The organism is Sphingobacterium alkalisoli, from assembly GCF_005049105.1.
GTDB classification, from domain to species: domain Bacteria; phylum Bacteroidota; class Bacteroidia; order Sphingobacteriales; family Sphingobacteriaceae; genus Sphingobacterium; species Sphingobacterium alkalisoli.
This window is the reverse complement of record NZ_SUKA01000004.1, coordinates 485,157-498,175: the sequence shown is the minus strand read 5'-3', so window position 1 is coordinate 498,175 and position 13,019 is coordinate 485,157. Positions and strand designations below refer to the sequence as shown.

The window sequence follows — 13,019 nt, the reverse complement described above, 5'->3', positions numbered from 1 at the left end:
ATCATCTCTTAATAAACTCTACCCTGCGATTCTTATGACTTATGGCGACTTTCGAAGCTCTTTCCTGTCGGCTTGCAACAAGCTTACTTAAAAGCGCAAATCTTGAATTTATCACTTCCCCGCCATAAGTTATATACGCTGTTAGCGGTTCGGGCTTTCTTTCGGATTTTGTCGTTTCAAACTATCTCTTTCGTTTGTAGTGCAGTTGTGTTAGTCCCGTGTCAAATGTTTTTGACTTCATAAGTTCAATATTTTGTTCAGGTCTACCGGCTTTAAAAAGTCTTGTTCCCGACCAGAATGTTTAGAGCCTAAAGGCAACGCCCACATTCAATACCGTGGCGCCATAGCCGATCTCTGCAAATGCGCCTACCTTTTCCGAAGCCCAGTATCTGGTTCCGATATGTAAGCCCCACATCAATCCCCCTGCTGATGCCGAAACAGGCTCAGATCCTTCCCCTGACCACTTAACGGACGCCACGTTGTAACCGAGCATGGCGCCTCCATACGGATCGAACCTATCTGAATTTACCTTGAGGTGGTAGGATCCCCTTGCCGCTGCCAGGATATAGCTATATTTCCATTCACCGTATTCATTCCAACGTTCTTTTTTTCTGGAGTAGGCAAGATACCCGCCCACGCTGATACGGTCAGAAACAGCCTGTTCATAACTTACCCCAAAAGGAATGCCCAGACCGCCACCAATGCCGATACCGGCATTTAAAAATTTGTCCTCGCGCTTGAAAGACTGTGCAAAAGAACTGTTACTGCCCATCAGCAGTATGAGGGCTACCGGCCCTATTGTTTTTAAAGTATTCATATATAAAATTATTTATCATTTACAATTTCCCGTTGCCATTTACAGAGTACCGTATTGAGCTTGGCAAAGGTATCCCGATTCGATGTCCTCGAAATACGTATTACTACCCAACCTACAAATTACGTACCTCCTGAAGCCGATCCTTTTCCTGCTGTCTGACCGGTAGGTAATAGTACTGAGATGCCTCTTTGGGAAATACTACCCTAAAGAGCAGTTATCAGTAACCTTATTTTTGCTACATGAGAATTTTTTATCTTTTATTTTGGGCTTTGGCGCTAGGGTGCAGCAAAAAGGACACAACTCCAGAAGACATCGGAAAAGTAAGCGGAACCGTCAAGGATCAGTCAGGAATACCGATTCAACAGGTGCAGATAGTCGTGGACAACAGCGTATTCTTTAACAGCAACATATCCACTAAAACCGGTTCCAACGGAACCTACAGTTTGGCTCTGCCAAAAACCGGGGCTTGGTATGCTTTTGCAATCCATCGAATACCTTTCAATGGAAAGACCTATCAATGCTACCTCCATCCGGATGATCCAACGGGTTTCGGTTCAGAGGGTGCTATCCGTAATTTCACATGGAAGCTTACCGGGCAGAAGGCTCAGCCTTTAACTGGGCACTATGGCGGGACAATAACGGTCGATCACTTTCCGGGAGTCTATCTGGACACAGAAGATATACAGTTCACGCTCATCCCTGAAGGTAATCTCATCGATGGTTCCCCGGGACAGACGTTAATACGATATGCTACCGACGGAATCCAGGTTTTGGATGTCCCGATCGGACGTTATAAAATGAGCGCACGGTATGGCGAGGAATCCCTTAAACTAAGGAGGTGGAACAGCGAGGATGTGTTTGTGAAAGAACTGATCTTAGACTTCGAGCCACAGATCGATGCGCAGTGTGATAATTGTTTTAAGCTGGAATTTAATCGGTGATCTTGAAAAAAATTAGCATTGTCATAACCCCAGCGGTCACAATGGGACTTCCCTCCAGGCTGATCGGTGAAAAAGAGATCGGCCCATTGGATCATTCATTGTTCCGAGGATGGATTTATCGGTAATAACTGACGTTCGTCGAACACCCTGTCAACAAACGTGATAATCTTCTTACATTTAGGATTGATGTTAACAAATCAATATTTCGTGAAAAGAGCATATATATTATTTTTTTTACTGTTCCTCCGGTGCGTAATGTGCCTAGGACAGCAGGTCTGTGGGAGGATAACTGATATTCAGGGCAAACCACTGCAAGCGGCTACTATAAATATACACTGGCAGGATGATAAGAGCCACGTCGTATCGGTCAGTTCAGATTCTTCTGGGCTGTTTATATTTAAGGACCTGGCCATTGATCGGTTCTATCGGATTCGGGTGTCCCTGATCGGTTTTGAAACCTGGTCCAAAGACTCAATTGGGATAGGAGCCAACTCAACTGTCGAACTGCATGTACTAATGGTTCCGAAATCGAGCAATTTAGATGAGGTTTCCGTGACCGCAGAACGTCCCTATATCGAGAAACGGTCCGACAGAACAGTAGTCACCCCAGATGTTATGCTTACTGGTATCGGTGGAACCGCATTTGAAGCACTCGAAAAGTCTCCGGGAGTACAGCTCGACCGGAGCGGTAACATCCGTCTTTCGGGAAAGACAGGGGTATCGGTATATGTTGACGATCGACCAACCTACCTGACGGGGGAGGAGCTAAAGGAATATCTCCGCAGCATCCCCCTAGCACAAATTGACCGGATCGAATTGATGACCAACCCACCATCAAATTATGACGCTGCAGGAAACGGAGGCATCATCGTGCTCCATACAAAACGTTATCGTTCCAGGGGAGTAAACGGAGGTGCGAGCCTAGCCTATCAGCAGGGCAAATATAGTCGGACGATCAATAGCGCCGATATAGCCATCAATAGAGAAAGATGGGCTATGGCAGCAAGTTCCTCTCTTTCAACGACAAATACTTATACAGATCTTGATATCCTCAGGAAATTCGGTGATGGACAGGCGGTAATGTCACCGATATTTTCCCAAGATACCTGGATAAGGAGAAAAGGGATATCGATCGGAGGAAGGCTTGGAACTGACTATTTTTTGGACGAAAGCAACACCTTTGGCATCAACCTGAACCTACGATCATCCCCCATAGTACTTGAATCCTATGGCGAAAGCTGGTTTATGACATCGTCTGAAATTCTGGATTCTATCCTGCGGGCAAACAATAGGGAAGATCGCACTTTTTCGAACTTGGGTACAAACCTCAATTACCGCTATAAAAAGCCTGGTTCCGAGCAGAAGCTTACCGTAGACCTCGATTACCTTGTCTACAACGGGAACAATGAACAGCATTTCGATAATACCACCTATCTATCGAGTGGCGAACCCATAGCCCTAGAGTCACAGTTCGGCAAGGTACCGAACGATATCCGTATCTATTCTGTGAAGGCTGATCTTATCCATCCCGTTGGAAACGCTCTGAGGGTATCCACGGGTCTCAAGAGCAGTAGGACCATGACCGATAACGATGCGGACTTCTATAGGATAGTTGATGAAAAGTTGATCGTCGACCTTGAAAAGACGAACCATTTCCGGTTTCGGGAATCGATTCATGCAGCCTATGTGAGCATGGACGGAAAGTATAGCAACTGGAACTACCAGACAGGGCTCCGTTTTGAAGGAACGATTTCCGGGGGACACCAATTGGGAAACGGATCTCAACCCGATTCTTCTTTCAACAGACGGAACATGGATTTTTTTCCGACCCTTTATCTGCAGTACAGACCATCCGGTGAAAGTAAACACGCTGTAAGCATGAATTATGGAAGACGAGTCGATCGGCCCCATTATGCATGGCTGAACCCTTTTGTAACACCATTCGACAAGTACACTTACTATATAGGAACCCCTTATCTCAAGGCCTCATACATACAGCAGGCAGAGCTAGCCTACAATTTCCAGCCGTTGCTGGATCTTACTCTGGCCTATGGAAAGGTAAGCGATCTGATGAGCGAGACCATAAGGATCCAGGACGGAGTATATTACAGTCAGCAGGACAATCTGGGCTTATTGACGACAATGAGCGCCACGCTCAACCTCTCCTACGTTCCGCTAAAGGGACTGACCCTGAATTGCCATGCTGCCATCCATTCAATAAATACCAAAAGTGAGATCTTTGGACAGAATATGGACACAAGGGGAACGTTTCTCCTTGTCCGACCAACGGTCACTTATAAACTTTCCGAAAGTTGGAGTTTTCAGGTGGACGGAGAGTATCAGGGGAGCCAGAAGTTCGCTCAATTTACCATGAAGGAGCGGGTTAGAGCAAATACTGCCATAAATTTTAAAATGAACAGCATCTGCTCCTTCAACTTGGCCATAAGTGACCTCCTGCACAGTGATATAAATGCCGGTGATATCGGCTATCTAGCAGGTGCTTATGCAACGTTTTCTACCGTGCGTGATACCAGGTTCGTCAACTTGTCCTTTCGTTATAGGTTTACCAAAGGCACTAAGAACGATCGTAACTATCAAGGCGGAGGTGCACAGAGCGAACAGCAACGAACAGGATAAATTGCAACATTGTAACAGTCATGAAATGAACGCTCAAGGCACATAAACGCTTGCACGTTTAAGAAAATGTTTTTTTTAGAAAATAGTATCCTTATTATAGATACATTTTTTTTAAATTTTATAATGACCTTTACGTGGAAAGTGTATACCTAAAAAGGATGAATGTCGAACCCCAAGGATAAATCTGATATTCTCATATATCGCTTATTTAAAGCAGGTTATAGAAAAAAAAGAAAGAGGCATACCCGAATTGAATCTGGAATATGCCTCTTTTGCGCTTTCAGTAGCCCGTAGGGGAATCGAACCCCTGTTTCTAGAATGAAAATCTAACGTCCTAACCCCTAGACGAACGGGCCATTATTGTTTCGGTGTGCAAATATAGAATTTAAATAATAATATTCAAAAAATAATTTAACTTTTTATAGAAATTTAATCAGCTCGCTCATTTCAATATCCTGATGGGAGGCATGATATAAGCAGACACTACCCCTGGTAACCAATATTTGGGGAGATTCGTGCTGTACGTTCCATAATTCTGCTATTTTATTGGACAAAGAACGGTAGGCTATCAGGTCCAGATAATAGAATTTCGCACCTGCAGGAACTAGTCCCTTTTCAAATTCTAGGCTTCTTTTTGCCATGCTGCTCACAGGACAGCGCGTACTATGTTTAAACAATACTACGATTTCATTTTCCGTATAAATTGTATTCAATTGGTCTAATGTAGAAAGTGTAATCCAATTCATGATTAGCGATAATTATAAAGTTGTGAATTTACCTTCCTCCATATCTGTGAATGCGGCCACTGTAGTGAATGTGCAATCTTTTGAAGGTCTGGTAGCGTGTTTAAAAATGGTTGGAAGGTGCAGTCCTCCACCTACGTCCTTATATCCACTTATGGAGTAGGTGTTTTGGTTGGTCTCCGATCGAGTGATTTGTCCCGAAATATTTAATGTTATTTTTCCATTAAATGTTGATCCGTCAAAAAGTTGAGCACTTGAAATCGGGACTACGGTTGTCTTTTCTGCATTTATTATCTTTTGAGAAGGAGTTCCAGCTATTGTACTACCTTGGTCAAAAGAGGATGGTAGAAATAGTAATTTTACATCTTCAAAAAATTGTTCAATTATTTGAGGTAGATGAGATGAAGTAAGCGTTTTCGAATCTTTAGCTTTTACTCCATTTATATATAGCTTGTCTAATTGTTTGGTTTTATAATTGAACAACAAAACTATATGATGGTTTGACGCGGTTTTTCCTTCAAATCTGCAACGAGCATTTGATTTATCGATCAAGAATGTTCTTTCGGAAGTTAAGCGCTCTGTGACCTCATTGCCATGGGAAGTGAAAAGAATAAATTTTGTGGATTCCCATGTCGATTTACCTCCAATACCTTCCCATACCGATGCCAGACCGATATTTTCCTGCGCCATTAAGCTTGTAGAATGTTCAGTCAGTACTACGAACAGTACCAACGTGATTTTAAGATAATTCATATTCTGGAATTTATTCCCCTGAAGGAGAGTGACCTACTATGATATCGCTTTTATCGCGTCCTTGATTTCTTTTTTGGGTAAGTGCTGTATGCAGCACAGGTGGCGTGTGAGCCACATGAAGAGAGTATCGTTGTGCCAACGATAAGCAATCCTAACAAAATGAGTGGAAAATATTTCATGTCTAATCAAGTTCAAAAATAATACCAACTAGAAAGTTTTATGAATATGTGCCATTTGGATGGCTGTAACAGCGGCTTCTTCACCCTTGTTTCCATGTATACCGCCTGCACGATCAATAGCTTGCTGTTGGTTATCTGTAGTTAATACGCCAAATATAACCGGTTTATTGTATTTAATACTAACATTACTGATCCCATTGGCCACAGCATCACAAATAAAATCGAAATGTCTTGTTTCGCCTTGGATAACACAACCTAAGCAGATGATAGCGTCAAACTTATTGTCACGTAAAATAATATCTGCTCCGGTAATTAGTTCATAACTACCAGGAACTTCAACTACTGTAATATATTCTTCGGAGGCTCCGTGTTTGATCAGGCCGTCAATTGCGCCATTTAGCAGTGCTCCAGTGATCGTGGCATTCCATTGGGCTACCACGATTCCAAATTGAAAGCCAGTAGCACTCTTTACATCAATATGCGAAAAATCAGATAAATTTTTTAATCTACTTGCCATAGGTATGCTAATTAAAAAGGCTGCCTATTGTAAAGCAGCCTTGATTTATAATACTTTTTTTAATTATTGTTTAGCCTGAACGCGACCTATTAAGCCATCAATAGTTGACGCTTCCTGGCTTTCAGGAAAATCATTGCGAATACGAGTATACGCTTCTTCGGCACTTTTGTAATCATTCAACTGCTCATGTACTAATCCTAGTTTCTTCAAAAACAGAGGTGTTGTGTAAGAGTTGGTCGCCTTAGTGACTGCTTTTTTGTAAAATTCTGCCGCTTTTTTATAATCGTGGCTTTCTGAATATGCATCACCCACCATACCTGTAACTAACGGATCTAATATCTCGCTTCCCGTATCAGAATATTTTTGAAGGTATTTAATTGCTTCTTGGAAATTACCTTGACGCAAATAGAGGCCACCTAAGTAAGCGTTCGCTATGTTCGCAGATTTGGTGTTCGAATATTCATCTGCGATTTCTTTGAACCCTAAGAACGACCCGTCCCCGTCAATAGCTCTCTTCTGTAGAGAATCGATTAAGGCATATTCTTCTGCTTTATACATCGCATCTGCAGCAGTTTCAGCTCTTGGTGCGAGATATAATTTTTGATAACCAATATATAATAATATAAGTACCAGTATACCCCCAATAATAAAAGTGATGCTTTTTTGGTTATCCTGAAAAAATGAACCTTTTTTCTCTGTTGTATTGTTGTTCGTTGACATTAGTTTTATTTAAATAATAATACGGAATGCAAAATTACACTTTTCTCAACCACTTACAAGTGTAATTTGCATAAAATGCTAATAATATGATTTTTACTTATTGAATGATCTGCTCTCGATCTAATTGCTCATAAATTGAGTTTTGGCTTCTAAATTCAGGTACTATCGCTTTCATTTGACGTACAATATTCAGATTGTTTTGTGTTTTAATTACCTCAAATAAAATAGAAAGTTGCTGATTGATAGCGTCAAAGTTGTTTTCTCTAACTTTAGCAATCATTATTTTTTGATGATGGGTGGGGAGTGTGTTTTCAAGGTCATTTAATAACTCCTCATACAATTTCTCACCGGGACGGAGTCCTGTGAATTTTATATCGATATCCTGATAGGGGATGTAGCCGGATAGTTTTATCATCTTCACGGCTAAATCGACGATTTTGACAGACTTTCCCATGTCAAAAACAAAAATTTCTCCACCGTTTCCCATACTGCCCGCTTCGATAACCAACTGGCACGCTTCGGGTATGGTCATAAAATAACGAGTTATCTCAGGGTGGGTGACGGTTAAGGGGCCGCCTTTTTCAATCTGTTCCCTAAAACGAGGTATCACCGAACCGTTTGATCCTAATACATTTCCAAAACGCGTGGTGATAAACTTTGTATTATCTTTTCCTTTCTTTTGTAAGGTGTTGTTCAAGGACTGCACATAAATTTCGGCAATCCTTTTGGTGGCTCCCATAATGTTCGTTGGGTTGACAGCCTTATCGGTTGATACAAATACAAATTTTTGTACCTCAAACTCGACGGATAGATTTGCCAAATTGTAAGTTCCAATAACATTTGTACGTACCCCTTCTATGGGGTGATTTTCCATCATCGGAACATGTTTATAAGCGGCAGCATGATACACGTACTGTGGTTTGAACGTCTCGAAGAGCACCCGCATGCGGTCTAAATTTTTTACATCTGCGATGAAGGAGTGGTAGACTTGATTCTTAAAGTTTTCTTGTAGATCCAACTGTAGATTATGTAATGGTGATTCCGCCTGATCGCACAATATGATTAATTGAGGCTCATATTTGCCCAATTGTTTCGCAATTTCGCTTCCGATAGAACCCGCAGCGCCGGTTACCAATACTCTTTTCCCCCTGAGTTTCTCTAGGATAGAGTCGTTATTTATTTTGATGGTAGATCGTTCAAGTAAATCTTCAATCTTCACTTTCTTAATCTGGTTGGGGGTTAAGTCTCCATTCATGATGTTCTTGATAGGAGGAAGAGTCAATACGTGTACATCGTTTTCTAAACAAACATCAATGATTTCAGATTTTTTTTCTGGACTAACTGCGTGTGTGGCAAAAATTAATTCATCGACCGTCAATTTTTTAAGCAATTTGGAAAGATCATTGGTGCCATAAATTTTTACGCCATCAATAGATTTACCTATTTTGGATGTGTTGTCATCTAGATATCCAACGATTATTTTATTTGTTGAAAGATCATGGTCAAAAGTTCGTTTAACAGCTATTCCTAGATCGCCCGCCCCAAAAACAAGTACATTTTTCTTTATTCTTCTGGAAGTCTTTGTGTATTGAAAGAAAATTTTTATGGAGGTTCTATAGGTAATTAACGCGGCAAATAGAAATAAAGCATAAATAATTATTAGTTTTGAATCTAGAATATTAGGCAGGTGCAAAGCTAAGGCGATCAGCTTTAGTGTGAATAGAATAATAACCGTAAAAAGAATGGTGGACAAAATACGAATTGAATCTACAGCGCTAGTATATCTGATAATGCCTGCATGCAATCGGAAAACCCAAAATGAAATGCTCGTGATAAGCATACCATACAAAAATTGGGTTGCAAAGGCGCTAGCAGACAGATTGGAAAAGTTGAAATTATTAAATAAGGTGTATGCTATCGTAAAGGCAATAGCTGCAACCATTAAATCTAATGAAAATATAATCCACCGTGGAACAATTTTAATATGATTGATTAGCTTTAGTAATTTCATTTTATAAGAAGTAGATAATTACAAAAGTAAAACAAATAGCGATTCGTTCTAACTTATATGCAAGATAATTTAAATTAGTCGTTTTTAAAGCTAATTTTTTTTATATTTCATCCGCAAACAATTTTTATTTATAGGCCAGATGGAATTGCCACATTTAAAATTCACATTTGCCTATGTGATGAAAATGAAATTATAACGCGGACGGTTTATCTATAAAAAATATGCTATGGCAGAGGAAAGGTCGGTAATTTGTAAAAGCAACTTATCTAAGTTTAATAATTGTCACGTAAAGTAATGAGTAATCTATCAAAGATAGCCCAGCAAGCTTTTTCGCAAACCCAAGAAGCGTTCATGCCTATTGGAAATAAAAAAAATAGTTTAGTAATTGGTATCCCGAGGGAAATCGTTTTTCAAGAAAAGCGAGTTGCATTGACGCCATTATCCGTTGCACTTTTAATAGAAAATGGACATAAAGTTATTTTAGAATCGAAAGCAGGAGAAGCTTCTAATTTTCTGGATCATCACTACAGTGAGCAAGGTGCTGAAATTGTATCGGATAAAGAATCTGTCTTTAAAGCTGATATTATTATTAAAATAGCTAGTCCTACGTTAGAAGAGGTGGCTTTGATGAAAAATAAGCAAATCTTGTTTTCTAGCCAACAACCTTCTTTACTACAGCAGCAGGTGCTAAATGCTTTAATGAAGAAACAGGTAACCGCATTGTCGTACGAATATCTTCAGGATGAAGGCGGACATCTCACGGTTGTGAGGGCGATGAGTGAGATTGTAGGTGCTACTTCCACCTTGATCGCTGCAGAATATCTTTCTAATGTGTTTGGCGGTAAAGGATTGATGTTAGGCGGGGTGACAGGGGTGCCTCCTACAGAGATGGTCATTATTGGCGCGGGAACGGTTGGTGAGTTTGCAGCTCGCACGGCTATTGCTTTAGGTGCTCAGGTAAAAGTCTTTGATAGTTCAGTTTATCGGTTGAGAAGATTGCAAAATAATGTGGGATCCCGGGTGTTCACATCTGTGATGCAACCTATTATTTTAAACAAGGCTGTCGTTGCTAGTGACGTGGTGATTGGTGCACTTCGCGCAAAAAATGGCCGATCTTCCTGTGTAATTTCAGAAGACACCGTGTCGAAGATGAAACCAAACTCGGTGCTGATCGACGTCAGCATTGATCAAGGAGGCTGTTTTGAAACTTCTGAAATAACTACCCATGATCATCCTATATTTAGAAAATACGATGTCATCCATTATTGTGTTCCTAATATTGCGTCGAGAGTAGCGCGGACTGCCACTTACGCTTTGACTAATATTTTTACACCAATATTATTGCAAATCGCCGAATGTGGCGGGCTGGGTAGTTTAATATGGTCACATCATGGTGTGCGCAATGCAGTATATCTGTATCAAGGTAGTTTAACGAATAAAGATATGGCGGATAAATTTAAACTACCCTTCAAGAATCTGGACCTAATGATCGTCGCAAATCAATAACAGCTGTTATAATCAACGAGCGCTTCACGTACGAATGAACTATGCTAAGTGTTTATGGACGCCTTTGAAATAGACTATCAATGAATGGTGTAGCTGAAATTAAAAAATATCCTCAATACATACTAAATTACAGATTATTTACATATGAAACTATCATGATTTATTCAATCACACAGGGGATGAATAAATCTGATAGCTTCATCACCATTAAAACAAATTATACACAGATGAAAATCACAGTTTTATTTTTAATGATCACATTTACTGCCTTTGTCAGAGGACAAGAAAAACTGGAGATGTATCCCGATGGTATTCCAAATACGAAAGAAGGGGTAGATCTTGGTGAAAACACACCTGAATTGTATTTTTATAAACCGCTGGAAGCGAAGCATAAAACTTCCTTCTTGATTATTCCAGGTGGTGGTTATTCGCATGTTGCAATGAAACATGAAGGACATGATGTTGCAAAGGCGCTTTCAGATCTGGGTTATCCAGCATTTGTCTTACGTTATCGATTGCCAAAGGCTGATCAGATGTTAGACAAGCGGGTTGGGCCCATTCAAGACGCTCAACAGGCACTTGCTTACATTCGTAGTAATACTAAAATGCTGGGTATAAAACGAGGAAAAGTTGGCGTTTTAGGGTTTTCGGCTGGAGGACACCTTGCGTCAACGTTATCGACTCATTTCGAGACGGATTATTTGAATAAAGGCTTGTCTGCAGCTATATTACGACCTGATTTTTCTGTGTTGGTGTATCCGGTTATATCCATGGATGATGGCATCACTCATAAAGGATCAAAGAATAATTTAATCGGGCCAGATCTCTTTGAGACAGATTCAACTCGTTTTTCCAACGAGCTAAATGTGACTAAAAATACACCTCCTACCTATTTAGTGCATGCCATAGACGATAAAGGCGTGCCTATAGAAAATTCAAAAAGATATTTGAAAGCACTTAAAGAAAATGGGGTAGAGGGTAAACTTTTTATATATGATACAGGAGGCCACGGTTTTGGCATGATAAATAGGACGGATGCACGCTCTTGGCTTGATGATATGATAGGTTGGCTAAATAAAACTAAAACGTAATGTAGTTGCTAAGACTCACATTTACTTTGGTGTCTTTCGATAACGGAATAGATTGCTTGGCTAAAGCTCTGATCGATATGTTGTCATTTCCGATCAGATACTCACTATAAAAGCCACGGAACCTTATCTCTTTTATCCAAAATTTGCCAGACGGATCTGCTGTAATATCGATCCACTCCTGATGGACCGCTACTGTTATATCGGTTTCTAGACCAAATATAGGAGCTTGTGATGGGGGCAAGATATTGCTTTTAGCTAGTAAAAGGGCTGTGTACGGGTCATTCGGTGAGTAATACAAATCTTTAGGTATCCCCTGATCAACTATTTTTCCATTACGCATGACGATTAGTGCGTCGGCCATCCCTAATACTTCCGCAGGATCGTGTGATACTAAGACTACAGTTAGCCCTGTTTCTTCTACAATGTGGCGTATGTCGTGCTGTAGTGAATCACGAAAAGCAGCATCTACTTGATTGAAGGGCTCATCCATTAAAAGGACCTCCGGTTCGTTGATTAGTGCCCTCGAGATAGCCACACGTTGCTTTTCCCCCCCACTTAGATCAACAACGCGGTGTTGTGCTAAGTGGTCGATTCTAAGTTTTTCCAGAATGGCTTGGGTTTTATTCTTTTTATTCTCCAAATCTGTATTGGAAAGCTGGGATGCGATATTATCCCATACTTTGGCGTAAAGATTTAAATCGTCAAATCCTTGCGAAACTAATTTCATGGCGTCGTGCCCAGGAATCAATTTGTCTTTACGTGTCGGTACAAGCCAGCCCCTATACCTTACCTCGCCGGTATTAGGTTCAAGAACCCCATAGATTAATTTTAATAAGGTGCTTTTACCGGATCCCGACTCGCCAATAATAGCTGTAATTTTGTTCTCTTCAATCGAAAAATCAACATGGTTTACTGCTACAACATTCTCTTTACCCTCAAAAATGCAAGAAATATTCTCTCCATAAATGAGAGATAAACCCTCTTTTTGAATATCGGTAGGAATGTATTTACAGGAAGCAGAATTGTTGTTCATAAAAAACGTCGTGTTTAACAGTGAAATACAGCAACCATATAAGTTCCATAAAGGTTCTTGATAGCTAATGT

11 protein-coding genes and 1 tRNA gene are annotated in these 13,019 nt (G+C 40.4%); 4 read left to right on the top strand and 8 right to left on the bottom strand.

The genetic code is table 11. The annotated features are described in order from the left end of the window. Positions 1-301: 301 nt before the first annotated feature. Complete coding sequence (locus FAZ19_RS15200) at positions 302-817, bottom strand: hypothetical protein (protein WP_136821597.1); 516 nt, start codon at positions 815-817, stop codon at positions 302-304. A gap of 239 nt (positions 818-1,056) precedes the next feature. Here FAZ19_RS15200 and FAZ19_RS15195 point away from each other — a divergent pair, with 239 nt between their 5' ends. After that, complete coding sequence (locus FAZ19_RS15195) at positions 1,057-1,758, top strand: carboxypeptidase-like regulatory domain-containing protein (protein WP_136821596.1); 702 nt, start codon at positions 1,057-1,059, stop codon at positions 1,756-1,758. Positions 1,759-1,965: 207 nt separating this feature from the next. Further along, positions 1,966-4,395, top strand: a complete 2,430-nt coding sequence (locus tag FAZ19_RS15190; protein ID WP_169305665.1) for a TonB-dependent receptor — start codon at positions 1,966-1,968, stop codon at positions 4,393-4,395. Positions 4,396-4,679: 284 nt separating this feature from the next. Here FAZ19_RS15190 and FAZ19_RS15185 read toward each other — a convergent pair. The 6 genes from FAZ19_RS15185 to FAZ19_RS15160 all read right to left on the bottom strand — a co-directional run bounded on the left by FAZ19_RS15185 (position 4,680) and on the right by FAZ19_RS15160 (position 9,318). Continuing rightward, positions 4,680-4,751: transfer RNA gene (locus FAZ19_RS15185), tRNA-Glu, on the bottom strand. Between the two features lie 63 nt (positions 4,752-4,814). Then, positions 4,815-5,141 carry a bacillithiol system redox-active protein YtxJ gene (gene ytxJ, locus FAZ19_RS15180; RefSeq protein ID WP_136821594.1) on the bottom strand — a complete coding sequence of 109 codons (327 nt, stop codon included), beginning with the start codon at positions 5,139-5,141 and terminating at the stop codon, positions 4,815-4,817. Between the two features lie 12 nt (positions 5,142-5,153). Beyond that, positions 5,154-5,891: a hypothetical protein gene (locus FAZ19_RS15175; RefSeq protein WP_136821593.1), complete on the bottom strand. Its 738-nt coding sequence runs from the start codon at positions 5,889-5,891 to the stop codon at positions 5,154-5,156. Between the two features lie 207 nt (positions 5,892-6,098). After that, on the bottom strand, positions 6,099-6,587 hold the full coding sequence (gene ribH, locus FAZ19_RS15170) for a 6,7-dimethyl-8-ribityllumazine synthase (protein ID WP_136821592.1): 489 nt from the start codon (positions 6,585-6,587) through the stop codon (positions 6,099-6,101). Between the two features lie 63 nt (positions 6,588-6,650). Further along, positions 6,651-7,307 carry a tetratricopeptide repeat protein gene (locus FAZ19_RS15165; protein WP_136821591.1) on the bottom strand — a complete coding sequence of 219 codons (657 nt, stop codon included), beginning with the start codon at positions 7,305-7,307 and terminating at the stop codon, positions 6,651-6,653. 97 nt (positions 7,308-7,404) lie between these two features. After that, positions 7,405-9,318 carry a polysaccharide biosynthesis protein gene (locus tag FAZ19_RS15160; RefSeq protein ID WP_136821590.1) on the bottom strand — a complete coding sequence of 638 codons (1,914 nt, stop codon included), beginning with the start codon at positions 9,316-9,318 and terminating at the stop codon, positions 7,405-7,407. Between the two features lie 294 nt (positions 9,319-9,612). Between FAZ19_RS15160 and FAZ19_RS15155 the strand changes: the two genes are divergently transcribed. Both FAZ19_RS15155 and FAZ19_RS15150 read left to right on the top strand, forming a co-directional pair. Continuing rightward, positions 9,613-10,824, top strand: coding sequence for an alanine dehydrogenase (locus tag FAZ19_RS15155; protein ID WP_136821589.1), 1,212 nt, complete (start codon positions 9,613-9,615; stop codon positions 10,822-10,824). 80 nt (positions 10,825-10,904) lie between these two features. Beyond that, positions 10,905-11,915 carry an alpha/beta hydrolase gene (locus FAZ19_RS15150; RefSeq protein WP_229707563.1) on the top strand — a complete coding sequence of 337 codons (1,011 nt, stop codon included), beginning with the start codon at positions 10,905-10,907 and terminating at the stop codon, positions 11,913-11,915. Here the strand turns inward: FAZ19_RS15150 and FAZ19_RS15145 are convergent. Further along, positions 11,905-12,948 (bottom strand): ABC transporter ATP-binding protein, encoded by a 1,044-nt coding sequence (locus tag FAZ19_RS15145; protein ID WP_136821588.1) that lies wholly within the window; start codon positions 12,946-12,948, stop codon positions 11,905-11,907. The genes FAZ19_RS15150 and FAZ19_RS15145 overlap by 11 nt on opposite strands. Between the last annotated feature and the right edge of the window lie 71 nt (positions 12,949-13,019).

Bases quoted from the DNA above. Each gene is read 5' to 3' on its own strand.
- FAZ19_RS15200 (WP_136821597.1), bottom strand. From the start codon at position 817: ATGAATACTTTAAAAACAATAGGGCCGGTAGCCCTCATACTGCTGATG.
- FAZ19_RS15195 (WP_136821596.1), top strand. From the start codon at position 1,057: ATGAGAATTTTTTATCTTTTATTTTGGGCTTTGGCGCTAGGGTGCAGC.
- ytxJ (WP_136821594.1), bottom strand. From the start codon at position 5,141: ATGAATTGGATTACACTTTCTACATTAGACCAATTGAATACAATTTAT.
- FAZ19_RS15175 (WP_136821593.1), bottom strand. From the start codon at position 5,891: ATGAATTATCTTAAAATCACGTTGGTACTGTTCGTAGTACTGACTGAA.
- ribH (WP_136821592.1), bottom strand. From the start codon at position 6,587: ATGGCAAGTAGATTAAAAAATTTATCTGATTTTTCGCATATTGATGTA.
- FAZ19_RS15165 (WP_136821591.1), bottom strand. From the start codon at position 7,307: ATGTCAACGAACAACAATACAACAGAGAAAAAAGGTTCATTTTTTCAG.
- FAZ19_RS15160 (WP_136821590.1), bottom strand. From the start codon at position 9,318: ATGAAATTACTAAAGCTAATCAATCATATTAAAATTGTTCCACGGTGG.
- FAZ19_RS15155 (WP_136821589.1), top strand. From the start codon at position 9,613: ATGAGTAATCTATCAAAGATAGCCCAGCAAGCTTTTTCGCAAACCCAA.
- FAZ19_RS15150 (WP_229707563.1), top strand. From the start codon at position 10,905: ATGAATGGTGTAGCTGAAATTAAAAAATATCCTCAATACATACTAAAT.
- FAZ19_RS15145 (WP_136821588.1), bottom strand. From the start codon at position 12,948: ATGAACAACAATTCTGCTTCCTGTAAATACATTCCTACCGATATTCAA.